Source organism: Actinoplanes oblitus (assembly GCF_030252345.1).
In the GTDB taxonomy this organism is placed as follows: domain Bacteria; phylum Actinomycetota; class Actinomycetes; order Mycobacteriales; family Micromonosporaceae; genus Actinoplanes; species Actinoplanes oblitus.
This window is the reverse complement of the sequence record NZ_CP126980.1, coordinates 624,097-645,432: the sequence shown is the minus strand read 5'-3', so window position 1 is coordinate 645,432 and position 21,336 is coordinate 624,097. Positions and strand designations below refer to the sequence as shown.

21 protein-coding genes are annotated in these 21,336 nt (G+C 72.6%); 6 read left to right on the top strand and 15 right to left on the bottom strand.

What is annotated here, in order from left to right; all coding sequences use genetic code 11:
- Positions 1-15 precede the first annotated feature (15 nt).
- From Actob_RS02865 to Actob_RS02830, 8 genes are read right to left on the bottom strand one after another with little or no spacing between them, the layout of a single operon-like run.
- Entirely contained in the window at positions 16-1,470 is a 1,455-nt protein-coding gene (locus tag Actob_RS02865) for an NADH-quinone oxidoreductase subunit N (RefSeq protein WP_284918429.1), read from the bottom strand.
- A complete protein-coding gene (locus Actob_RS02860) occupies positions 1,470-3,047 on the bottom strand; it encodes a complex I subunit 4 family protein (RefSeq protein ID WP_284918428.1) in 1,578 nt (525 codons plus the stop codon). Before Actob_RS02860 ends, Actob_RS02865 begins: the two co-directional genes overlap by 1 nt.
- Complete coding sequence (locus Actob_RS02855) at positions 3,047-4,954, bottom strand: NADH-quinone oxidoreductase subunit 5 family protein (protein ID WP_284918427.1); 1,908 nt, start codon at positions 4,952-4,954, stop codon at positions 3,047-3,049. Before Actob_RS02855 ends, Actob_RS02860 begins: the two co-directional genes overlap by 1 nt.
- Positions 4,951-5,316, bottom strand: a complete 366-nt coding sequence (nuoK, locus tag Actob_RS02850; protein ID WP_284918426.1) for an NADH-quinone oxidoreductase subunit NuoK — start codon at positions 5,314-5,316, stop codon at positions 4,951-4,953. Before nuoK ends, Actob_RS02855 begins: the two co-directional genes overlap by 4 nt.
- Positions 5,316-5,888, bottom strand: coding sequence for an NADH-quinone oxidoreductase subunit J family protein (locus tag Actob_RS02845; protein ID WP_284918425.1), 573 nt, complete (start codon positions 5,886-5,888; stop codon positions 5,316-5,318). The genes nuoK and Actob_RS02845 overlap by 1 nt, the downstream gene beginning before the upstream one ends.
- Entirely contained in the window at positions 5,885-6,484 is a 600-nt protein-coding gene (locus tag Actob_RS02840) for a 4Fe-4S binding protein (RefSeq protein WP_284918424.1), read from the bottom strand. Before Actob_RS02840 ends, Actob_RS02845 begins: the two co-directional genes overlap by 4 nt.
- A gap of 58 nt (positions 6,485-6,542) precedes the next feature.
- Positions 6,543-7,502: a complex I subunit 1/NuoH family protein gene (locus Actob_RS02835; protein WP_284918423.1), complete on the bottom strand. Its 960-nt coding sequence runs from the start codon at positions 7,500-7,502 to the stop codon at positions 6,543-6,545.
- On the bottom strand, positions 7,502-8,344 hold the full coding sequence (locus Actob_RS02830) for an NADH-quinone oxidoreductase subunit C (RefSeq protein WP_284918421.1): 843 nt from the start codon (positions 8,342-8,344) through the stop codon (positions 7,502-7,504). Before Actob_RS02830 ends, Actob_RS02835 begins: the two co-directional genes overlap by 1 nt.
- Positions 8,345-8,408: 64 nt before the next feature.
- On the opposite strand from Actob_RS02830, the gene Actob_RS02825 reads away from it, so the two are divergent.
- Together Actob_RS02825 and Actob_RS02820 are read left to right on the top strand one after the other, a co-directional pair.
- The gene (locus Actob_RS02825) at positions 8,409-8,954 is read left to right on the top strand and encodes an RNA polymerase sigma factor (protein WP_407653546.1); all 546 of its coding nucleotides are present in this window, start codon (positions 8,409-8,411) and stop codon (positions 8,952-8,954) included.
- Positions 8,951-9,883, top strand: a complete 933-nt coding sequence (locus Actob_RS02820; protein ID WP_284918420.1) for a hypothetical protein — start codon at positions 8,951-8,953, stop codon at positions 9,881-9,883. Before Actob_RS02825 ends, Actob_RS02820 begins: the two co-directional genes overlap by 4 nt.
- 11 nt (positions 9,884-9,894) lie before the next feature.
- Here the strand turns inward: Actob_RS02820 and Actob_RS02815 are convergent, their stop codons facing one another.
- The 4 genes from Actob_RS02815 to Actob_RS02800 all read right to left on the bottom strand — a co-directional run bounded on the left by Actob_RS02815 (position 9,895) and on the right by Actob_RS02800 (position 14,574).
- Entirely contained in the window at positions 9,895-11,196 is a 1,302-nt protein-coding gene (locus tag Actob_RS02815) for a DUF2252 domain-containing protein (protein WP_284918419.1), read from the bottom strand.
- A 10-nt stretch (positions 11,197-11,206) separates the two neighbouring features.
- Positions 11,207-11,743, bottom strand: coding sequence for an NADH-quinone oxidoreductase subunit B (locus tag Actob_RS02810; protein ID WP_284918418.1), 537 nt, complete (start codon positions 11,741-11,743; stop codon positions 11,207-11,209).
- 84 nt (positions 11,744-11,827) lie between these two features.
- A complete protein-coding gene (locus Actob_RS02805; protein ID WP_284918417.1) occupies positions 11,828-13,246 on the bottom strand; it encodes a pyridoxal phosphate-dependent decarboxylase family protein in 1,419 nt (472 codons plus the stop codon).
- Positions 13,243-14,574 (bottom strand): MFS transporter, encoded by a 1,332-nt coding sequence (locus Actob_RS02800; RefSeq protein ID WP_284918416.1) that lies wholly within the window; start codon positions 14,572-14,574, stop codon positions 13,243-13,245. The genes Actob_RS02805 and Actob_RS02800 overlap by 4 nt, the downstream gene beginning before the upstream one ends.
- Positions 14,575-14,622: 48 nt before the next feature.
- On the opposite strand from Actob_RS02800, the gene Actob_RS02795 reads away from it, so the two are divergent.
- Positions 14,623-16,014, top strand: coding sequence for a gamma-glutamyltransferase (locus tag Actob_RS02795; RefSeq protein WP_284918415.1), 1,392 nt, complete (start codon positions 14,623-14,625; stop codon positions 16,012-16,014).
- Between the two features lie 14 nt (positions 16,015-16,028).
- Here Actob_RS02795 and Actob_RS02790 read toward each other — a convergent pair whose 3' ends face one another.
- Complete coding sequence (locus tag Actob_RS02790; RefSeq protein ID WP_284918413.1) at positions 16,029-16,955, bottom strand: NAD-dependent epimerase/dehydratase family protein; 927 nt, start codon at positions 16,953-16,955, stop codon at positions 16,029-16,031.
- 102 nt (positions 16,956-17,057) lie between these two features.
- On the opposite strand from Actob_RS02790, the gene Actob_RS02785 reads away from it, so the two are divergent.
- Positions 17,058-17,741, top strand: a complete 684-nt coding sequence (locus Actob_RS02785; protein ID WP_284918412.1) for a TetR/AcrR family transcriptional regulator — start codon at positions 17,058-17,060, stop codon at positions 17,739-17,741.
- A 13-nt stretch (positions 17,742-17,754) separates the two neighbouring features.
- Here Actob_RS02785 and Actob_RS02780 read toward each other — a convergent pair whose 3' ends face one another.
- Positions 17,755-18,561 (bottom strand): class I SAM-dependent methyltransferase, encoded by an 807-nt coding sequence (locus tag Actob_RS02780; protein WP_284918411.1) that lies wholly within the window; start codon positions 18,559-18,561, stop codon positions 17,755-17,757.
- Positions 18,539-18,862 (bottom strand): MGMT family protein, encoded by a 324-nt coding sequence (locus Actob_RS02775; RefSeq protein ID WP_284918410.1) that lies wholly within the window; start codon positions 18,860-18,862, stop codon positions 18,539-18,541. The genes Actob_RS02780 and Actob_RS02775 overlap by 23 nt, the downstream gene beginning before the upstream one ends.
- Positions 18,863-18,924: 62 nt before the next feature.
- On the opposite strand from Actob_RS02775, the gene proB reads away from it, so the two are divergent.
- Entirely contained in the window at positions 18,925-20,037 is a 1,113-nt protein-coding gene (proB, locus tag Actob_RS02770) for a glutamate 5-kinase (RefSeq protein WP_284918409.1), read from the top strand.
- 19 nt (positions 20,038-20,056) lie between these two features.
- Entirely contained in the window at positions 20,057-21,301 is a 1,245-nt protein-coding gene (locus Actob_RS02765; protein WP_284918408.1) for a glutamate-5-semialdehyde dehydrogenase, read from the top strand.
- Positions 21,302-21,336 lie beyond the last annotated feature (35 nt).

Genomic DNA, 21,336 nt, shown 5'->3' with positions numbered 1-21,336 from the left:
GTCGTCAGTCGATGGTCAGGTGAGGGCGTCGAAGAGGACCTGCGGGGCGAACCCCAGCACCACCGCCACCACCACCGAGACGACCAGGGTGGCGGCGACCGGGCGGGCGATCGGGAGCCTCGGGTGCAGGGCCGCGTCGAGCAGCACCGGGTCGGCGACGCTGAGGCCGATGCGCGGGGGCAGGGTGTAGAGGGACGCGGCGACCCGCACGTAGTACGCCAGGGCGACGACAGCGTTCAGCACCACCACGGCGGCGAGCCAGGCCCAGTTCCGCTGGACCAGGACGTCGACGACGGAGAGCTTGGCGAACAGGCCGGCCAGACCCGGGGGCAGGCCGGCGAGACCGGCCAGCGACAGCACCAAGGCGGCGCCGAGCCAGGGGTGGTGGCGGCCGGCCCCGCGGTAGTCGAGCAGGAGACCGCCGTCGGCGCCGGGCGGGCGGAGCGCGACCACCACGCCGAACGCGATGAGCTCCAGGACCACGAAGAAGACGGCGTAGGCCAGGGCCGCCGGGACGCCGGCGGCGCCCAGCGCCAGGGCCGCCAGGATGTAGCCGGCCTGGGCGATCGAGGACCAGGCCAGCAGGCGGACCATCCGGGTCTGGCGCAGCGCGACCAGGTTGCCGACGGTCATGGTGAGGACGGCCAGCACCGCCAGCACGGCGCGCGCGTCCAGCTGGGTGACGACAGCGGCCAGGGCCAGGACACCGCCGAGCTTGGAGGCGGTGGAGAGGTAGGCGGCCACCGGGATGGGGGCGCCGTCGTACGTCGCCGGGGCCCAGGCGTGCAGCGGGACGGCGGCGACCTTGAAGGCCAGGCCGATCACCAGCAGGGCCACGCCGACGCCGGCCAGCGGGCCGAAGACGCCGGTGGCGTGGGTCAGCAGGGCCAGGTGCAGAGCACCGGTGGCGGCGTAGTTCAGCGCGGCACCGAGCAGGGTGACGGCCGTGGCGACCACGCTGATCAGGAAGAACGTGACCGAGGCGGAGGCGCCCTCGGTGGTGACCCGCTCACCGGGGACGAACCGGCGCAGGCCGACCAGGATGTAGAGCGGCAGGGTCAGCGTCTCCAGGCCGACGATCAGGGTGATCAGGTCACCGGCGTAGGCGACGACCACGCCGCCGGTCATCGAGGCGGCGAGCAGGAAGCAGAACTCGCCGGCCGGGGCGATCGACAGGCGCAGGGCCGGGGTGGAGAGAGCGAGCACGCCGACGGTCAGGCCGGCGAAGAGCACGGCGGTGACGGCGGCCGGCCAGGTCGGCACCCAGGAGCAGCCGCCGGTGGTGCAGAAGGTGCCGGCCCGCGATCCGACGGCCAGCGCGGCGGCCGCGGTGGCCAGGCCGCCGAGCGCTGTCGCGGCCACGGTGACGGCGCGCCTGGCGACCAGCAGGTCGGCCAGGAAGGCGAGAATCGCGGTGCCGGCCGCGGCGTACAGCGGCAGCAGCGCGACGTGGTCGACCGACTGGCTCATCAGCGGCCACCTCCGGACAGGGTGTGCGTCTGGCCGATGTCCGGGATGCCCAGGATGGTGGCCAGCGGCAGGGCGGTCTCGGTCAGGATCAGGCCGGGGAGCACGCCGACGATCAGGATCAGCGCGACCAGCGGCGCCCAGGCGAACCACTCGACCCCGGCGATCGTCGGGCGCAGCGAGTGAACGGTCGGGGTGGCCGGACCGTGGGTGAGCCCGCGCAGCAGCCGCAAGAAGTAGGCGGCGGTCAGCGCGCCGCCCACCGCCGCGACGACGGCCAGCGTCACCCACAGCGGGCCGCCCCGCCGCACGGCGGCGACCACGGCGAACGCCTCACCCCAGAAGCCCGCCAGGCCGGGCAGGCCGAGCGAGGCGATGGCGGCGAACCCGAACAGGCCGGCCAGCCGGGGCGCGGTCTCCCGCAAGCCGCTGAGCTGGGTCAGCGAACCGGTCCCGGCCCGGTCCTTGATCGTGCCGGCCAGGAAGAACAGCAGGCCGGTGATCAGCCCGTGCGCCACGTTGCCGAGCAGCGCGGCCTGCAGGCCGGTGACCGTCAGCGTGGCGATGCCGAGCAGCACGAAACCCATGTGCCCGACGCTGGAGTAGGCGATCAGCCGTTTCAGCTCGCGCTGTCGCAGGCAGATCAGCGAACCGGCCAGGATGGCGACCACCGCGAGGATCCCGAGAACCGGGGCGGCCCAGGTGGCGCCGTCCGGGGCGACGCCGACGCCGATCCGGATCAGGCCGTAGGTGCCCATCTTGAGCAGCACGCCGGCCAGGATCACCGAGCCCACCGTCGGCGCCTCGGTGTGCGCGTCGGGCAGCCAGGTGTGCAGCGGCCAGAGCGGCGCCTTCACCGCGAACGCCACGGCGAGCAGGGCGAACACCACGCACTGGGTGGTCCGGGTGAGCACCGGCTCGCCGCTGAGCGCGACCAGGTCGCCGGTGCCCGACTTGGTGACCACCAGCAGCACGCCGAGCAGCAGCAGGACCGAGCCGAAGAGCGTGTAGAGCACGAACTTGCGGGCGGCCGCCCGGCGCTTCTCACCACCCCAGCCGGCGATCACCGCGTACATCGGCAGCAGGACGACCTCGAAGAAGACGAAGAACAGGATCAGGTCGAGGGCCAGGAAGGTGCCCAGCACACCCACTTCCAAGATCAAGAGCAGGACTGCCAGCGTACGACCGGAGCCACCGCCCCGGGGCACCTTGCGCACCGTGTAGGCGCAGCAGAGGAGCGTCAACAGCCCGGTGAGCGCCACCAGCGGGTAGGAGACGCCGTCAATCCCGAGGTGGAAACGCAGCCCGAGGGCCGGCACCCACGGCAGGTCCAGGTCGATCCAGGGCAGCAGCGGCGCGATGCTCCGGCCGCCGGCCGCCGTCCAGCCCTGATCGCGTCCGGCGAGGGCCGGGGCGACCGACAGCACGAAGGCGACAGCCGCGAAGACGGTGGCGACGATCCGCGCCTGCCGGTCCTTGGCTGCCGGCCAGAGCGCCACCACCACCGCGCCCAGGGTGGGCACCGCGAGCAGCGCGACCAGCAGCGCCTGCCCGGTCAAGGAGTCTCCGGTGAGAACCATCAGGCCGCCCCCAGCCACGCGACGATGCCGAGAATCAGGGCGCCGAACAGCACCAGGACCGCGGCGCCGGGCAGCGTCGTCCGGTGCGCCTCGGCGAACATCCCGCCGACCTCGCGGGTCGCGGTGCCGGTGCCCTCCACCGCGGCGTCCACCACCCGCTCGTCGGCGGCGGTGGCCAGCCGGGCCAGCGCCTTCACCGGGCGGACGATCAGCACACCCTGCACGTGGTCCAGGTGGAAGCCGGAGGCGAACAGCGGCCGGGCCCGGCCCAGCGCCAGCACCGGGTCGACGCCGGGCGCCGCCCACCAGAGCCACCAGGCGGTGCCGGCCCCGGTCGCGAGCAGCAGCATCGGCAGGGCGATGGCGACACCGAGGTGCGGGTCGTCCAGCTCCAGGGCGTGCCGGAAACCGGGGGCGAAGGCGGCCAAGCCGAGCAGCGCGGCCGGGATCGTGAGCAGCAGGATCGGCCAGCGCATCAGGGCCGGCGGGTCGTGCGGGACGGCCGGGGTGCGGTAGCCGGCGTCGTCGAAGCCGACCGCCCAGTCCGGGCCGTCCGGCCCGTACGCCCGGGACGGGCCGAAGAACGCCCGGAGCAGCAGCCGCGTCGAGTACCAGGCGGTGATGCCGACAGCGAGCAGCGCGGCCAGCCAGACCAGCCAGGCGGCCCAGACCGGCACCGGCTCACCGCCGTCGGTGGCGTGCGCGGCGGCGGTCAGCACGTTCTCCTTGGACCAGAACCCGGACAGCGGGGGCAGGCCGGCGAGCGCGCCCAGGCCGATCACGAACGACCAGAAGGTGACAGGCATGTGCGTGCGCAGCCCGCCCATCCGGGACAGCAGGTTGGTGCCCACCGCGTGGATCACCGCGCCCGCCGCGAGGAACAGCAGCGCCTTGAACGCGGCATGGGTGAGCAGGTGGAACAGCGCGGCGGCGGGTGAGCCGACGGCCAGGGCGCCGGTCATGTAGCCGATCTGCGAGACGGTGGACCAGGCCAGCACCCGTTTCAGGTCGTCCTGGGCCATCGCGGACAGCGCGCCGAGCAGGATGGTGATCGACGCCAGCACCGCGAGCACCGCCAGGGCGGCCGGGGACTGCTTGAACAGCGGGTAGGTGCGGAACACCACGTAGACCCCGGCGGCCACCATCGTCGCGGCGTGGATCAGCGCGGAGATCGGGGTCGGGCCGGCCATCGCGTCGGGCAGCCAGGTGTGCAGCGGGAACTGCGCGCTCTTGCCCGCCACGCCGCCCAGGAGCAGCAGCAGCGCGGCGGTCAGGGTGGCCGGGTCGTAGTCGGTGGCGAGCACCTCGCCGAGGTTCGCGGTGTGTGCCCCGGTGATCAGCACGGCGATGCCGAGCAGGAAGCCGACGTCACCCACCCGGGTGACCAGGAACGCCTTCACCGCGGCGGCCGGCGCCTCGGGCAGCCGGCGGTCGTGGCCGATCAGCAGGTAGGAGCAGGCGCCCATCACCTCCCAGCCGATCAGCATGACGATCAGGTCGTTCGCGGTCACGACCAGCAGCATCGCGCCGGTGAAGAGGCTGACCTGGGCGGCGTAGGGCGCGTAGCGCGGGTCGTCGTGCAGGTAGGTGATCGAGTAGATCTGCACCATCAGCGCGACAAGGCTCACCGCGATCGCCACGTAGACCACCGGCCGGCTGATCGCCGCGCCGAAGGTGACCGGCAGATCCCCGAACCGGACCAGCTCGACGCCGACCTGGAACGGCTCGCCGGGGTAGGCCAGCAGGCGCAGCGCGACCAGCAGGGCCAGCGCGGCACCCGCCACGCCGAGACCGGCGGCGATCCGCCGGCGCGGGCCGCGACCGTCGCCCGGCGGCAGGAGCAGGCCGAGCAGACCGGCCAGCAGGGGCACGACCGGCAGCAGCGAAGCAGCGGTGTCGACGCTCACCCGTCCACCCGTTCCTCGGCGTCCAGCCGCACCTCGTCGATCGCGACGGCCTTACGCAGCCGGTAGTACTGCAGGATGATCGCCAGGCCGACGCCGACCTCGGCGGCGGCCAGCACGATCACGAAGAGCGCGAACACCCCGCCGGACCCGGCCTGCGAGTTCGGCATCGACCAGGCCTCGCCGGGGATGCCGCGCAGCGCGGACCGCAGCGACACGTCGGCCGTCACCAGGATCAGGTTCACCGCGTTCAGCATCAGCTCGATCGCCATCAGCACCAGGATCGCGTTGCGGCGGCGGGTCACGCCGTAGACACCCAGGCCGAACAGGGCGGCGCCCACCACGTACGGAATCGTCACGTGCATCAGGCCGGGACCTCCTCGGGCTCGTCGCCGGCCTGATCATCATCGGTCTCCGCGGGCTCGGCCGGCGGAGCCGGACGGGCTCCGATGTCCGGCCGGGACAGCACTATCGCACCGACCAGCGCGGCGAGCAGCAGGATCGACAGCACCTCGAAGGGCAGCACCCAGGTCCCGAAGACCTCCTCGCCGATCACCTCGGCGGTGCCCGGCTCCGGGCGCGGGTACTCGATCCAGCGGAACGCGTCGGCGAGGAGCGCGGCCAGGCCGAGCCCCACCCCACCGCCGATCAGGGCGGACGGGCCGGCCGGGCGGTCCAGGTCGGCGGACGGGCCGATCGGGGCCCGGGTCAGCATCACCGCGAACAGCAGCAGCACGACCACCGCGCCGACGTAGACCAGGACCTGCACCCAGGCCACCAGCTCGGCGCCGAGCACCAGGTAGAGGCCGGCGATCGCGCCGAGGCTGACCACCAGGTGGAGGCCGGAGCGGACCAGGTGGGTGCTGGTCACCACCAGGGCGCCGGCGCCGACCGCGACGGCACCCAGAGCGAGCAGGAGAACATCGGCGACCGTCACTTGCCGGACTCCGGGCGAGGCTCCGGGCGTACCGAAGCGGGTCTTGCGGTCTTGGCGGCAGTGGCCGCGCCCGGACCCGCCGCCTTGCGCGCCGCTGTCGCCTCCTCCTTGGAGGGCTCGCCCAGCACGTCGTGGGCCGGGGGTGGCGGCACGGTCCGCATCCACTCGCCGAGCCGGTTCTTGTCGTGCAGCAGGGAGAGCACGTCGGTCTCCGCGTACTCGAACTCGGGCGTCCAGTGCAACGCGTCGAACGGGCAGACCTCGATGCAGATCCCGCAGTACATGCAGAGGGAGAAGTCGATGTCGAACCGGTCCAGCACGTTGCGCTGGCGGGCGCGCGCGGCGCCGGGGACGACGACCTCCTCCTTGTGCGAGTCGATGTAGATGCACCAGTCCGGGCACTCGCGGGCGCAGAGCATGCAGACCGTGCAGTTCTCCTCCAGCAGCGCGATCACGCCGCGGGAGCGCGGGGGCAGCTCCGGCTCGACGTCCGGGTACTGCTGGGTGGTGGTCTTCTTGGTCAGCGTCTTGAGCGTGACGGCAAGACCATTGATCAGTCCCTTGCCGGGCGTGGGGCGATCGCCGTCATCAGTCACAAGGGCATATCCTGCCCGGTCCGGCCCGCTCACGCGACCTCGCCCCGGCGACCTTCGGCTAAAGGAGGGACTTCACCGCGACGGTGAGGACCAGCTGGGCCAGCGCGAGCGGGACCAGGACCAGCCAGCAGAGGCGCTGCAGCTGGTCCTCGCGCAGCCGGGGATAGGTGACCCGGAACCAGATGATCACGAAGGACAGGGCGAAGATCTTCAGCAGCGTCCAGAACCAGCCCAGCTGATCGCTGAACGGGCCGTGCCAGCCGCCGAGGAACAGGACGGTGGTGAGGCCGGCGATGACGATGATGCCCACGTACTCGGCGAGCAGGAAGAACGCGAAGCGCAGGCCGGTGTACTCGGTCATGTAGCCGAAGACCAGCTCGGAGTCGGCGATCGGCATGTCGAACGGGGGGCGGCGGATCTCGGCCAGGCCGGCGACGAAGAAGACGACAGCGGCCGGGGCCTGCCAGACCAGCCACCACGGGCGCCAGGCCTCGACGATGCCGGGCAGGCTGAGCGTGCCGGCCGCCATCGCGACGCTGGCCGCGGCCAGGACCAGCGGAAGCTCGTAACCCAGCAGCTGGGCGGCGCCGCGCAGGCCGCCGAGCAGGCTGTACTTGTTGGCCGAGGCCCAGGCGGACATCAGCACCGCGACCACGCCGATCCCGAGGATGGCCAGGACCAGGAACAGACCGATGTCCAGGCGCTGGGCGACCAGGCCGTGCGGGCCGAGCGGGATGGTCAGGATGACGACCAGGTAGGGGAAGAGGGCGACGATCGGGGCGAGGCGGAAGACCTGGCGGTCGGCGCCGTGCGGATGGACGTCCTCCTTCTGCACGAACTTGACGCCGTCGGCGACCAGCTGGGCCCAGCCGTGGAAGGCGCCGGCGTACATCGGGCCGACGCGGCCCTGCATGTGGGCCATCACCTTGTGCTCGGCCTGGCCGACCAGCAGCGGGAGGACCAGGAAGCCGACCATGACGCCGGCTACCCGGATGAGGAGGTCCAGCCAGAGCGGCATCAGTTGGCCTCTTCCCCGGTCGTCTTCGGTTGCTCGGCGGGCTTCTCGGCGGCCATTTCTGTCGCGGCCGGGTTTTCCGTCACAGCCGGCTTTTCCGTCACGGCCGGCTTTTCCGTCACGGCCGGCTTTTCGGTCGCGGCGGATGCTTCGGTACGCGGTGGGCGTGCCGGGCGCTCACCCGGGGTCCGCACCGGGCGCTCGCCGCGGGCCGGACGCGCCGGCGTCTCCGGGGCCGGGATCGTGCCCTTCAGCGGGCCCCACTCGTTCGGGTCGGGGACGCCGGGCGGGCGCATCGGGGCACGCTTGGCGGTGCCGTGGTCGGACTCCCCCGGCTCCTTGGCGCCCGGCCACGGCTTGGCCACCCGGGAGGCCAGCACGAACTCCTTGCGCAGCGGGTGCCCCTCGAACTCCGGGGGCAGCAGCAGCGGCCGCAGGCCGGGGTGCCGGGCGAAGACGATGCCGAACATCTCGTGCGTCTCGCGCTCGTGCCAGGCAGCGCCCGGATAGAGGTCGACCAGGGACTCCACCTCGGGGTCGCGCCGCGGCACCCGGGTGCGCAGCAGCACCCCGTGCCGGCGCCGGGTCGACCAGAGGTGGGCGACCACGTCGAACCCGTCCTCCAGCTCGTCCACCGCGGACAGCCAGTCGAAGAAGTCACAGCCCAGCGCGCCGGGGTCCCGCGCGACAGTGGCCGCGTGCCACCAGCGGGCGGCCGGCACGTCGACGACCGCGCGGGCGTGGCCGGGGCCACCGCCGGAGACACTCGCGGTGACGACGCCCGGCGTCGGCTCCTCCGTCGCGAGCAGCGCTACCAGTCGATCTCCGACCTCTTCGGGCGTCATAGCGGCCATCCTATGATCCGGGGCCGGTCCGCAACCTGCCGCCGGGCGCGAACGTGTAGTCGCCGTGACAGCCATCGCCGAGACCAGATCGGGGACGCCGAGCGCCGTGCACCATGACCCGCCGTCGTTCGACGAGGTGTACGCCGCCCACTACGCCGATCTCACCGTCCAGTTGTATGCCTACTTCGGCGACCGACAGGAGGCACAGGACGTCGTACAGGAAGCCTTCTGCCGGGCCTTGAGCCGGTGGCGGACCGTTTCCCGATACGACGATCCGGTCGCCTGGGTCCGGCGCGTGGCCTGGAACCTGGCGGTCAGCCGCTGGCGCCGGGCCCGGACCGCGCTCGGCTTCCTGCGCCGGCAACCGGCCGGCGACATGCACGCCGACGGTCCCGGTCCGGACCGGGTCGCCCTGCTGGCCGCACTGGCCGAACTGCCCGACAAACAGCGTCGCGCCCTGGTCCTGCACTACCTCGCTGACATGCCGATCGCCGAGGTGGCCCACCGGGAGGGGGTCGCCGAGGGAACGGTGAAGTCCTGGCTGCACCGCGGCCGCGCGGCGATGGCCGCACGGCTGAACCTGACCGAGCCTGCTGGAGGCGAGCGATGACGGATCAACTCGAACGACTCTTCGCCGATCTGCGGGCCGAGACGACGCCGCGGATCACGCCGCCGGGTACGGCCGCGGCCCGGAGCACGGTCCGGCGCCGTCGCATCCGGCGGACGGCGATCGCCGGCGCCGGACTCGCGGTGGCGGTCGTCGCGGCCGGCGCCGGATTCGGCTTCCTGTCGCCGTTCCGGCCGTCCCCACCCGCCGAGCAGCCGGCCACGCTCTCCCCGCAGGCGCGGGACTCGCTCGCCCGGGTCGCGGCCCAGCAGATCGGGCTGCACGACGGCGATCTGTACGGCGGCACCATCAACGGATCCGAACCCGGCCGGGCGGTCACCCTCGATCGCGTCCCGGGCGAGTACGAGCTCATCGCGGCCTGCGCGGGCCAGGAGGGCACCGTCGGCCTGGACGTGTCCGGCACCCACCTGAGCCTGCCGTGCGGCGCGAAACCCGGACCGGTGCACGCCACCGTGACCGTCCCCGCGACGGAACACCAGGTCACCCTGGAGGCCACCCCGGACGCGGCCGCTCGGGACCGGGTCGGGGTGGCGTACTCGATGGCCTTGACCCAGGACGCCAAGGACGCGCTCGTCTTCACCGCTTACCAACGGATCGGTGGCAGCCCGGAATTCGGCGGCAACCAGGCGTTCGTCTATTCCGACGTCACCATGCAGGAGGACCGGATCGATGCCGGGAGGTACCGGTTCACGGTGGCCTGCGCCGGGGCCGGCTCGATCCGGATCGAGCTCGGCAACCAGCAGCTGATGGCGGCCGGACCGATCGCTACGTACCAGCGGAAATGCGACGGAAAGGTGGGCGGCTACGAGATCACCATGCCGGCGGGCACGACCGAAGCGACCATCCTGGTGACGCCGTCGAAGGGGGCGGAGAACCAGGCCGGCGTGGCCTGGCGGTGGGATCCGCTCTGATCCCCGGTCGTTCAGAGACCGGGGATGCGGCCGTTGCGGAACACGTCGACGAAGTCCTGGTGGTCCTCGCGCGCCTGGTCGCCGTACTTGTGGGCGAACTCGACCAGGTGCGCGACGAAGCCCGCCTCGTCCTTGTCGACCACCGCGACGATCGCCTCCTCGGTCGAGAAGTCGACCAGGTCGTGGCTGGACTCGTCGTCGGCGACCGAGTGCATCCGGGCCACCGCGCGACCCAGGTCGGCGATCACCCCGGACAGCTCGTCCGGCTCGTTGACGTTCGACCAGTCCAGGTCGGCGGCGTACGGCGACACCTCGGCGACCAGCTGGCCGACGCCGCCCAGCTCGGTGAACCCGAGCCACGGGTCGGCGTGCGCCTGCAGGGCCCGCTGCGACTCGGCGGTCCGGTGACCCTGATGCTTGAAATACGACCGCACCCGCTCGTCGTCGATCCACCGCGCCACGGCCGGGATCTGCGCCTGCTTCATGTAGATGACGACGTCGTTCTCCAGCGCCTCGGTGTGCCCCTCCAGCAGCAGGTTGTACGACGGCAGACCGGCCGAGCCGATCCCCACGCCCTTGCGCAGCTTGATGTCCTTGATGTGCGTCGAGATGCTCCGGCCGGCGTCCGGCAGCGTGCCCAGGTACCGCTGGAACGCGTCGGTGACCTGGGCGGCGGTGGCCTCGTCGACCTCGTAGACGCCCTCGCCGACGGCGAACCGGCGCTCGTACTCGTCGATGGTGGTCTGTTCGCTGAGCAGGTCGACCCGGGTGTTCAGCCGGGCCTCCTGGAGCACCCGGCGCAGCGCCCCGGTCGCGTTCTCCAGGGTGATCGAGCCGATCGCGTCGTCGCCGCCGTGCGCGATCGCCCGCAGCTCGGTCAGGTACGACTCGGCGAACGCGGTGACCAGCGCGGTGATGCTGTCGTCGGAGAGCGCCTTGGAGTAGCCGATCAGGGCCACGCTGGCCGCGAACCGCTTCAGATCCCAGGAGTACGGCCCGACGTACGCCTCGTCGAAGTCGTTGACGTTGAAGACCAGCCGCCCGGACGAGTTCATGTACGTACCGAAGTTCTCCGCGTGCAGGTCGCCGTGGATCCACACCCGGCTGGTCCGCTCGTCGAGGTACCTGTCGTCGCGGTAGTCGCCGACCTGATCGGCGTAGAACAGTGACGCACTGCCCCGGTAGAACGCGAACGGCGACGCCGCCATCTTCCGGAACTTGCGGCGGAACGCCGCCGGGTCGATAGCCATCAGCTCGCCGAACTCGCGGGTCAGCACGTCGACGATGAAGTCCGCACGGGACACTTCGCTCATGCCGATCACGCTAGACCGGCGGGGCCACCATCGGAGCGGTTAACGTGGCGGCGTCCTTGGCCAAGGGGTCCGGGCGGGCGACACCGCCGAGACCGGACTGCTCGGCGGCGATCTTCTCCTGGAGGCGGAGGATGCCGTGCAGCAGGGCCTCCGGGCGGGGCGGGCAGCCCGGGACGTAGACGTCCACCGGGATGATCTGGTCCACGCCCTTGGTGACCGAGTACGAGTCCCAGTACGGCCCGCCGCAGTTGGAGCAGGAACCGAACGAGATGACGTATTTCGGCTCGGGCATCTGGTCGTAGAGCCGCTTGATCGCCGGGGCCATCTTGTCGGTGACCGTGCCGGAGACCACCATCAGGTCGGCCTGGCGCGGCCCGTGCGCGAACGGGATGACGCCCAGCCGCATGAAGTCGTGCCGGCTCATGCTCGACGCGATGAACTCGATCGCGCAGCAGGCCAGCCCGAAGTTGAACACCCACAGCGAATACCGGCGCCCCCAGTTCAGCACGAACCGGATGGGTTCACCGAGCACTCCAGGAAGGGCCATCCGGTCAACCTAACGCATCGGCGTACGGCTCGGTCGGCGTCATCGGACGTCGCGCCTCTTCCGGACGGACCGGCCGGGCAAGCGTCACGCCGGGGCTGCGGGGCGTTGCAGGAGGCTCAGGAAGCCGGTCAGCAGGGCCTCTCGCAGCGCCGGTGGGGCGGCGTTGAGCAGCGTGTTCACCTCGGCCATCCGGCTGAAGCCGTCGCCCAGGCCCAGGTCGGCGGCCAGGCCGGCGACGAGGTCCGGGGTGATCATCTCGGGTGAGAGCGGCGGCAGGTCGGGGACCTGCGCCGGGCCGCGGGCCGCGGCGGCCGCCACCGCGTCCGCGAGGTCGGGCCGGAAGGAGGCGGCGGTCGCGCGGACCGCGGCGGTCACGGTCAGGTGGATGGTCGGGGGCATCTCCCGGTACGCCATCTGTGGCTGGGTGTGCCAGCCACGGGCGGTCAGCTCGTCGGCCAGGACGAACAGGTCCACGCCGTCCGAGGCCAGACAGACCACGCTGGTCTCCGGCGGGGCGTGGAGGCGCACGCCGTCGACGGCGGTGACCGCGCCGGCGAGGATGCCGACCGCCTCCCGGGTGGCGGCGGCCAGGTCGAGGTAGCCCGCGTCGCCGATGGAGCGCAGCGTGGCCACGGCCGCGGCGATCGGCCCGCCGGAGCGGGTGGACGAGACCACCGGGTTGATCATCGGGTACCCGGGCCAGTCGGCGTGGGCGAAGTACTGCGGGCGGCGCAGTTCCTCGGTGGCGTGCAGCAGCACCGAGACGCCCTTCGGCGCGTAGGCGTACTTGTGCAGGTCGACCGAGATGCTGGTGACACCGGGCACGGACAGGTCGAAGGGCGGCAGGTCGGCGCCGAGCCGGCGCAGGTAGGGCAGGAGCCAGCCGCCGAAGCAGGCGTCCACGTGGAACCGCACGCCGCGCTCCGCGGCGACGGCGGCGATCGCCGGGATCGGGTCGACGACGCCGTGCGCGTAGGACGGCGCGGAGGCCGCGACCAGCACGGTCTCCGGTCCGATCGCGGCGGCCATCGCCGCCGGGTCGGCCCGGAGCTCCCGCACCGGTACGACGTCGAGCCCCACCCGCAGATAGTGGGCGGCCTTGGCGAACGCCGCGTGCGCGGTGGACGGGACGACCAGCCGGGGGTTCGCCACGGCCGGGTGCGCGTCCCGGGCGGCCTTCACCGCGAGGAGCAGCGACTCGGTGCCGCCGCCGGTCACGCTGCCGACCGTCGCCGCGTCCCCGCCGAGCAGCCTGGCGGCCGCGCCGACCAGCGCGTTCTCCATGGCGAGCAGCGACGGGAAGGCGGTCGGGTCCAGACCGTTGACCGAGGCGGAGACCGCGTACGCCTGCCGCGCCAGCTCGTCGAGACCGGCCACGGCCGGGTCGTAGACGTACGCGAAGAGCCGCCCGCCGTGGGTGGGCAGATCGGCGGACCGCAACCCGCGCAGCTCCGCGAGGATCTGGTCGGCGGGCACGCCCTTCTCCGGAAGCGCGTCGATCATTCAGCGATCCTTTCCCGATAACCGCGGAGCGGCACGACCGCGACGCCGACCAGCAGCGCCGGCAGCACGGTGAAGCCGAGCAGCACGCCTAGCCGGGCGGTCGCGTCCTGCGCGGCGGCCTGCCCGGTCGCCGACGAGACGTAGCCGAAGACCTGCAGGACCAGGGCGTAGATGCCGGGACCCAGGGCCAGGCCGAGGGTCTCCCCCGCGGTCCACAGGCCGGTGAAGACGCCGGCCTGGCGGCGGCCGGTACGCGCGGTGTCGGCGGCGATGCAGTCGGGCAGCATGGCCATCGCGAACACCTGCTGACCGGCGTAGCCGACGCCGACCAGGGCGACGATCAGGTAGACCACGACGGCGGGCAGCACCTCGGCGCCGAGCAGCAGCATCGCGCCGGCCGCGAACAGCAGCGAGGCGGCGACCAGCGACCGGAGCTTGCCGTGCCGCTTGCCGATCGCCGTCCAGAGCGGCATGACCAGCAGGGCCGGGCCGACGAACGCGGCGAACAGGAAGGTCCCGCCGGTCTCCCGGCGCAGCACGTGGTCGGCGAAGTACTGCACGCCGGCCAGCATGGTGCCGATCCCGGCCGCCTGCACGATCCAGCAGAGCAGCAGCGCCCGGAACGGGGCGTTGCCCGACGCGACGCGCAGCTGGGCGAGCAGTGACGGCTCGGCCGCGCGGGCGATGCGGGACTCGGCTCCACGCGTACCGAAAAAGGTGCCGGCAGTGCCCACGGCGATCAGTGCGGCGACGAACAACCCGGACCACCGGTGGCCGGTCCGGCCGCCGCCGGTCGTCTCGACGATCAGCGGCGCCAGCGCCCCGGAGATCAGGATGGCGACCGCCAGGACGGCGACGCGCCAGGTCATCAGGCGGGTGCGCTCGGTGTAGCCGTCGGTCAGCTCGGCCGGCATCGCGACATAGGGCACCTGGAAGAACGCGTAGGCGGTGGCGGCGACGAGGAAGGCGATGGCGACGTAGGCGCCGGAGGCCGCGGCGCCCGGGAAGGGCGCGAGAAAGATGGCAGCGAACAACACGCTCAGCGACAGGCCCGCGACCAGGAGAAACGGGCGGCGGGAACCGCGCCGGTCGGAGATCCGACCGGCGAGCGGATTGATGAGTACGTCCCACGCCTTCGGCAGGAGCACGAGCAGGCCGGATACACCCGCTGCGACACCCAGCGTGTCGGTCAGATACGGCAGAAGCAACAAACCGGGCACCGTGCCGAACGCTCCGGTGACCAGGGACCCGAGCGCATACCCAGCCAAAACATGCCTGGGCAGGACACTCGGCCGGGTTACCACGGGAGAGGGACCGGCGGCCGTCATCGACGCGCATCGTAACCATGATCGGGCCTTGCCGCCTACGCTCGCCGCATGGGAAGCGTTGCGGCCGGCGTCGCCGCGAGCCATCCGGCCACCGCCCGCACCGGAGTGCGGATCCTCGAAGCGGGCGGCACCGCCGCCGACGCGGCGGTCGCCGCGGTCCTGGCCTGCTGTGTCGCCGAAACGATCTACACCGGCATCGGCGGTGGCGGGTTCGGCACCTACTTCGACGCGCGCACCGGCGAGGTCACCTGCCTGGACTTCTTCGTCGCGGTGCCAGGTCTGGACGGCGACCGGAAACCGGAACCGATGGTCGCCGTCGACGTGTTCTTCGGCGGGCTGCCACAGATCTACTCGATCGGCGGGGCCAGCGTGGCGGTGCCGGGAGTGCCGGCCGGACTCGGCGAGGTGCACCGGCGCTGGGGGCGGCTGCCCTGGTCCGAGGTGGTCGCCCCGGCGGCCGGCCTGGCCCGGACCGGCGTGCTGCTGCCGGCCGCGCACGCCCGCACGCTGAAGTCGTGCGCGCCGGCGCTGGTCTACGGCGACGGCGCCGCGCCGTACCAGCCGGGCGGCCGCCTGCTGGAGAGCGACGAGCTGCTCTTCCACCAAGGCCTGTCCACCGCGATGGACGCGCTCGCGGTGGACGGGCCGGAGGTCTTCTACACCGGGGAGTACGCGGACCTGCTGGTCGCCACGGTGCGCGAGGCCGGTGGCACGATCGGCCCGGCCGACCTGGCCAGCTACCGGGTGGCCGAGGCACCGGTGGACTACGCGACGCTGGCCGGTTATCGGGTCTGTGCCCGGCACGACCTGAACCGGACCGTGGACACCATCGGCGCGCTGCCGGCCGACCTGTCCCGGCCCGGCCGGGCCGCCGGGGTGGCCGCCGCGCTGCGCGACCTCGGCGCACAGCGGCTGGGCGACACCACCAACGTCTCGGTGGTCGACCCGGAGGGCAACGCCTGCGTGATCACCACGACGCTCGGGCTGGGCGCCGGGGTGTGGCTGCCCGGGCTGGGGATCAACCTGAACTCGATGCTCGGCGAGGGTGAGCTGCTCACCGAGGAACTGGTGCCGGGCCGGCGGATGTCGTCTTACATGTGCCCGCTCGTGGTAATCGGGCCGGACGACTCGCTGGCCGTGGCGGCCGGGTCGGCGGGCGCCTCGCGGATCCGCACCGCGCTCGTCGACACGCTGCTCGGGGTGCTGGTGGACGGGCTGGACGTGGCGGACGCGATCGCCCGGCCCCGGTTCCACGCGGTGGAGGACACCGTCCACGCCGAGCACGGGTGCTCGGCGGAGGAGCTGGCGGTGCTGCGCGACGCCGGGTGGCAGGTGGTCGAGTGGCCGGACCTCAACCACTACTTCGGCGGGGTGACAGCCGTCGGCCAGGCCGGCGCCGCGGGTGATCCGCGGCGGGGCGGCGTCGGGCTGCTCCTCTAGGCCGCGCTTCGGAGTCACATCCGGCGGGCGGCGGTGGCCTCGGACGCGGCGGCGGTCTCCCGCAGCGCGATCTCCAGATCGGTCGGAGCCAGGCCGAAGGTCCGCTCGGTGCGCGAGCTGTCCATGTGGAACGGCGCGTAGAACTGGTAGTCCATCTCGGCCAGCTCGCGGGCGATCGGGACGACCAGGCCGGCCGTGCGCATCACGAACCGCGGCAGGCTCCGCACCCGCACCCGCGGCACCCCGGCCGCCGCGCAGTACCGCGCGGCCAGCTCGCGCATGGTGATCGCCGGGCCGGACGGCACGTGCCACGCCTGCCCCGGTGCCCGCTCGTCCCGGGCCAGGGTGACCAGCGTGCGGGCCATGTCGCCGGTGTAGGTGAAGGTGTGCGGCGCGTCGACGTCGCCCGGCGCCCAGGCGGTGCGGCCCTTGTTGATCGCCGGCAGCAGCACCGCGGAGAGCGTGCTGACCGCACCGGCGCCGACGTAGTCCGAGGCCCGGGCCTCGAATGTGCGGATGCCGCTGGCCAGCGCGTCCTCCCACATCTTGATCCGGATCCGGCCCTTGCGACCGGTGGCGGCGAGCGGGGTGTCCTCGGTCATCCGGCCGCCGGGCTGGGGGCCGTAGCCGTACAGGTTGCCGGTGATCGCGTAGACCGCGCCGGACGCCTTGGCCGCGGCGATCATCGCGTTGTTCATCGGGAACCACTTGTCGGCCCACTCGGTGTACTTCGGGTTCGCGCAGTTGTAAATCACCTCGGCGTCCCGGGCCAGCTCGGTCAGCCGGCGGGCGTCGGAGGCGTCAGCGGCGACCCGCTCGATCAGCCGGTGCTCCGGGCCGCTGCCGCTGCGGGTCACCATGCGGACCCGCTCGCCCTGCTCGACCAGCAGCCGGGCGACTCCGGAACCGATCGGACCGGAACCGATGATCACATGTGACATTAGTGTTCTCCTTTGTGAGCACTGCTCTCTGGCGAGAACAACGATGGCACGTTTTCCCGCAGCATGCAAGAGCAGTGCTCTCGTTGTGGCACACTGGCCCCCATGAGTGCCGCCAACCTGCGCGCCCGCGTCCGGGCCGAGATGACCGAAGAGATCAAGCAGGTGGCCCGGCGCCACCTGGCCACCGACGGGGCCAACCTCTCGCTCCGGGCCGTCGCGCGCGACCTCGGGATGGCCTCGTCAGCCGTCTACCGCTACTTCGCGAGCCGCGACGAGCTGCTCACCGCGCTGATCATCGACGCGTACCGCGCCGTGGGGGACGCCGCCGAGCTGCACGACTCGCCCGAGGCGGAGCCGGCCGAGCGGTGGGTGGCGATCGCGCACGCGGTCCGCGACTGGGCACTGGCCAACCCGCACCAGTGGGCGCTGATCTACGGCAGTCCGGTGCCGGGTTATCAGGCGCCGCAGGACACCATCGAGCCGGCCACTCGGGTGATCATGCTGCTGGCCGGGGTGCTGCGCGACGCCCTCACCTCCGGCAAGCTCGTCGAGGTGCCGGCCCAGCCGGAGGGACGGTTCGGTGCGGAGATGGCCGCGGTCGCCCAGCACTTCGGGCCGGAGGTGCCGGCGCACCTGGTGGGCGCGACGATGTATGGCTTCGTGCACCTCTGCGGTGCGGTCAGCGCCGAGCTGTTCGGCCAGCTCAACAACACGATCGAGGAAGATCGCCGAGGCTTCTTCGACTGGCAGATGCGCGCCACGGCATCCTTCGCCGGCCTGGGCTGAGGCGGTGGCCGTCTCAGCGGCGCCGGGCGTGCAGGACGTGGCCGCCCGGCGTCTCCGGCGGGATGTCCGGGCGGTTGAAGAAGCGGGCCGCGAGCTGGGCCGGGCCCAGGTCCTCGATCTCGCCGAAGCCGAGTTTGTCCAGGTCGGCAGCGATCTCCTCGGGCTCGAAGAAGGTCAGCCAGGGCTCGCCGAGCTTGGCGACCCGGGCGGCGCGGGCCTCCAGGGCGGCGCGGCGCTCGGCCGGCATCCGCTCCGGTGACTGGGCGTAGTCGAAGACGACCTCGTTGCCCGGCTCCCGCGCGACGAACCTGAGCGTCTCCCCGAAACCGCCGTCGGACAGGTAGGGCACGACGCCCAGCCACAGGAAGAACGCCGGACCGTCGAGGTCCAGGCGGTCGCCCAGGCTCTCCTTCTCGAAGTCGACGCCGAGATGTCGCACGTCCGGGGGAATGGCGACGCCGGCCCGGGCGAGCCGCTCGCGCTTCCACGCCTGGGTGTCCGGATGGTCGATTTCGATCACCTGGAGACTCGCATGCGGATTGCGGTAGGCGAACGTGTCGAGCCCGGCGCCGAGCACCACGGCGGTGCGCACCCCGCGGCTCACCGCGGCCGCCAGACGATCCTCGGCGAACCGGTGCCGGGCCGCGATGAACAGCCGCATCCCTCGCCGCGGCGCGTCCTGCTCCAGATCCTCGGCGTCGGCGCCGAGCAACCGCAGGGCGAGCGGGTCACGGAAGATCGACCCCTGCTCCAGCACCTGATGCGCCGCTCGATACCGCGCCGCGCTGTACGCGGTCTTACTCGCCTGTCCGCTCTCCATCAGGTGTCCACCCGGCCTCGTCGATCCTTACCCGGTCGCCGCGCAACGGTACGCCCTCGGACAGCAGCCGCGCCCGCGCCTCCCGCTCATGGCCGGGTGGCAGCCGCCCGGCACTGTTCACCACCCGGTGCCAGGGCACCCCGCCGCCGTGCCGGGCCATGATGGTCCCGACCTGCCGGGGCGAGTTGCGGCCGGACCGCTCGGCGAGCGCGTCGGCGATCGCGCCGTACGACATCACCCGGCCTTCCGGGATGCTCTCGACCAGGGTGAGGACCGCTTCGACGTACTCCTCCGGTGTCATCACCGGCCACGATATGGGATCCGCGACGGCTCGGCACCGGGCGGCCGAGCAGAATGGGCCGAGTGCGGGAAGTGGTGACCGGTGCGCGCCGGATCGTGGTCAAGGTGGGGTCGTCCTCGCTGACCACCGCGGCGGGCGGCATCGATGAGCAGCGGCTGGACACCCTGGTCGACGTCCTCGGCGGCCTGGCCGGCCAGGGTCGTGAGGTGGTGCTGGTCTCCAGCGGCGCGATCGCCGCCGGGCTGGCCCCGTTGCAGCTGCGCCGCCGGCCCCGTGACCTGGCCACCCAGCAGGCCGCCGCGGCTGTCGGCCAGGGTCTGCTCATCGGGCGCTACACCGCCGGCTTCGCCCGGCATCGGCTGACCGTGGCCCAGGTGCTGCTCACGGTGGACGACGTGACGCGGCGGGCGCACTACCGGAACGCGTACCGGACGCTGCGCAAGCTGCTCGACCTGGGCGCCCTGCCGATCGTGAACGAGAACGACACGGTGGCCACCGAGGAGATCCGGTTCGGTGACAACGACCGGCTGGCCGCGCTGGTCGCCGCCCTCGTCGACGCCGATCTGCTGGTGCTGCTCTCCGACGTGGACGCGCTCTACACCGGCAGCCCGGCGGACCCGGCCTCCCGGCGTATCCCGCTGGTGCGCACCGACGCGGATCTCGACGGCGTGGCGATCGGCTCGGCCGGCAAGGCCGGGGTCGGCACCGGCGGCATGGTGACCAAGGTGGAGGCGGCCCGGATCGCCACCGGGTTCGGCATCCCGGTGGTGCTCACCGCGGCTCCGCTGGCCGCGCCCGCGCTGGCCGGCGACGAGGTGGGCACGCTCTTCGAGGCGTCCGCCTCGCGGCCCGCCGCGCGACTGTTCTGGCTGGCCCACGCCACCGCGCCGCGCGGCCGGCTGCACCTGGACGAGGGCGCGGTCGCGGCGGTGGTGGCCCGGCGCAAATCGCTGCTGCCGGCCGGGATCACCGCCGTGGACGGCTCGTTCGCGGCCGGCGACCCGGTCGACCTGGTCGACGCCGGTTCCGGCACGCCGGTCGCCCGCGGGCTGGTCAACTACGACGCGGTGGAGCTGCCCGCGCTGCTCGGCCGGTCCACTCCGGAACTGGCGGCGGCGCTCGGGCCGGGCTATGAACGAGAGGTCGTCCACCGTGACGACCTCGTACTCCTCTGAATCCTCAGGAAGGTCTCTCATGAGCGTGCTGGAGCAGGCGGCCGCGGCCCGGATCGCCGCCATCGACCTGGCCGGGGCCACCCGCGCGGAGAAGGACGCGGCGCTGCTGCTGATGGCCGACCGCCTGGTGGAGCGGACCGACGACATCGTCGCGGCCAACACCGTCGACGTGACGAACGCCCGGGAGTCCGGGATCTCCGAGGCGATGATCGACCGGCTGGCGCTGAACCCGGCCCGGGTCGCCGCGATGGCCGACGGCCTGCGCCAGCTCGCCGCCCTGCCCGACCCGGTCGGTGACGTGGTGCGCGGCGCCACCCTGGCCAACGGCCTGGAGCTGCGCCAGGTCCGGGTGCCGTTCGGCGTGGTCGGCATGATCTACGAGGGCCGGCCGAACGTGACAGCGGACGCCGCCGGCATCTGCCTCAAGTCGGGCAACGCGGCGCTGCTGCGCGGCTCCCGGTCGGCCTACTCGTCGAACGCGGCGATCGTCTCGGTGCTGCGCAAGGCGGTCGCCGACGCCGGCCTGCCGACCAACACCATCCAGCTGCTGGACGCCACCACCCGCGACTCGGTGAAGGAGCTGATGCGCGCCCGCGGCCTGGTCGACGTGCTGATCCCGCGCGGCGGCGCCGACCTGATCAAAACGGTGGTGGAGCAGTCCACGGTGCCGGTGATCGAGACCGGGGTGGGCAACTGCCACGTCTACGTGGACGCCGACGCCGACCTGGAGAAGGCCCTGGCCATCACGATCAACTCGAAGACCCAGCGGAACTCGGTCTGCAACGCCGCCGAGTCGCTGCTGGTGCACGCCGAGATCGCCGACTCGTTCCTGCCGCTGGTGCTGGAGGAGCTGGGCGCCCGCGGCGTCACCGTGCACGGCGATCCGCGGGTGGCCGGATACAGCGACGACGTGGTCCCGGCGACCGAGGAGGACTGGGGCCGGGAGTACCTCTCCGCGGACATCGCTGTCGCGGTGGTGGACTCGCTGGAGGACGCCATGGACCACATCCGCCAGTTCGGCACCGGCCACACCGAGGCGATCGTGAGCGAGTCGCTCGGCGCGACCCGGCGCTTCGTGGCCGGGGTGGACGCGGCGGCCGTGGTGGTGAACGCGTCGACCCGGTTCACCGACGGCGGCGAGTTCGGCTTCGGCGCGGAGATCGGCATCTCGACGCAGAAACTGCACGCCCGCGGGCCGATGGGCCTGCCCGAACTCACCTCGACGAAATACATCGTCACCGGCAACGGTCACACCCGCGGCTGACCGCCGACCGGCTCGGGGCCCGCGCAAGCCGGCGG

What these genes read in the sequence shown, in the direction of transcription:
- Actob_RS02865 (WP_284918429.1), bottom strand. Translation starts at nt 1,470, where the DNA reads ATGAGCCAGTCGGTCGACCACGTCGCGCTGCTGCCGCTGTACGCCGCG.
- Actob_RS02860 (WP_284918428.1), bottom strand. Translation starts at nt 3,047, where the DNA reads ATGGTTCTCACCGGAGACTCCTTGACCGGGCAGGCGCTGCTGGTCGCG.
- nuoK (WP_284918426.1), bottom strand. Translation starts at nt 5,316, where the DNA reads ATGCACGTGACGATTCCGTACGTGGTGGGCGCCGCCCTGTTCGGCCTG.
- Actob_RS02835 (WP_284918423.1), bottom strand. Translation starts at nt 7,502, where the DNA reads ATGCCGCTCTGGCTGGACCTCCTCATCCGGGTAGCCGGCGTCATGGTC.
- Actob_RS02830 (WP_284918421.1), bottom strand. Translation starts at nt 8,344, where the DNA reads ATGACGCCCGAAGAGGTCGGAGATCGACTGGTAGCGCTGCTCGCGACG.
- Actob_RS02820 (WP_284918420.1), top strand. Translation starts at nt 8,951, where the DNA reads ATGACGGATCAACTCGAACGACTCTTCGCCGATCTGCGGGCCGAGACG.
- Actob_RS02815 (WP_284918419.1), bottom strand. Translation starts at nt 11,196, where the DNA reads ATGAGCGAAGTGTCCCGTGCGGACTTCATCGTCGACGTGCTGACCCGC.
- Actob_RS02810 (WP_284918418.1), bottom strand. Translation starts at nt 11,743, where the DNA reads ATGGCCCTTCCTGGAGTGCTCGGTGAACCCATCCGGTTCGTGCTGAAC.
- Actob_RS02805 (WP_284918417.1), bottom strand. Translation starts at nt 13,246, where the DNA reads ATGATCGACGCGCTTCCGGAGAAGGGCGTGCCCGCCGACCAGATCCTC.
- Actob_RS02800 (WP_284918416.1), bottom strand. Translation starts at nt 14,574, where the DNA reads ATGACGGCCGCCGGTCCCTCTCCCGTGGTAACCCGGCCGAGTGTCCTG.
- Actob_RS02795 (WP_284918415.1), top strand. Translation starts at nt 14,623, where the DNA reads ATGGGAAGCGTTGCGGCCGGCGTCGCCGCGAGCCATCCGGCCACCGCC.
- Actob_RS02790 (WP_284918413.1), bottom strand. Translation starts at nt 16,955, where the DNA reads ATGTCACATGTGATCATCGGTTCCGGTCCGATCGGTTCCGGAGTCGCC.
- Actob_RS02785 (WP_284918412.1), top strand. Translation starts at nt 17,058, where the DNA reads ATGAGTGCCGCCAACCTGCGCGCCCGCGTCCGGGCCGAGATGACCGAA.
- Actob_RS02780 (WP_284918411.1), bottom strand. Translation starts at nt 18,561, where the DNA reads ATGGAGAGCGGACAGGCGAGTAAGACCGCGTACAGCGCGGCGCGGTAT.
- Actob_RS02775 (WP_284918410.1), bottom strand. Translation starts at nt 18,862, where the DNA reads ATGACACCGGAGGAGTACGTCGAAGCGGTCCTCACCCTGGTCGAGAGC.
- Actob_RS02765 (WP_284918408.1), top strand. Translation starts at nt 20,057, where the DNA reads ATGAGCGTGCTGGAGCAGGCGGCCGCGGCCCGGATCGCCGCCATCGAC.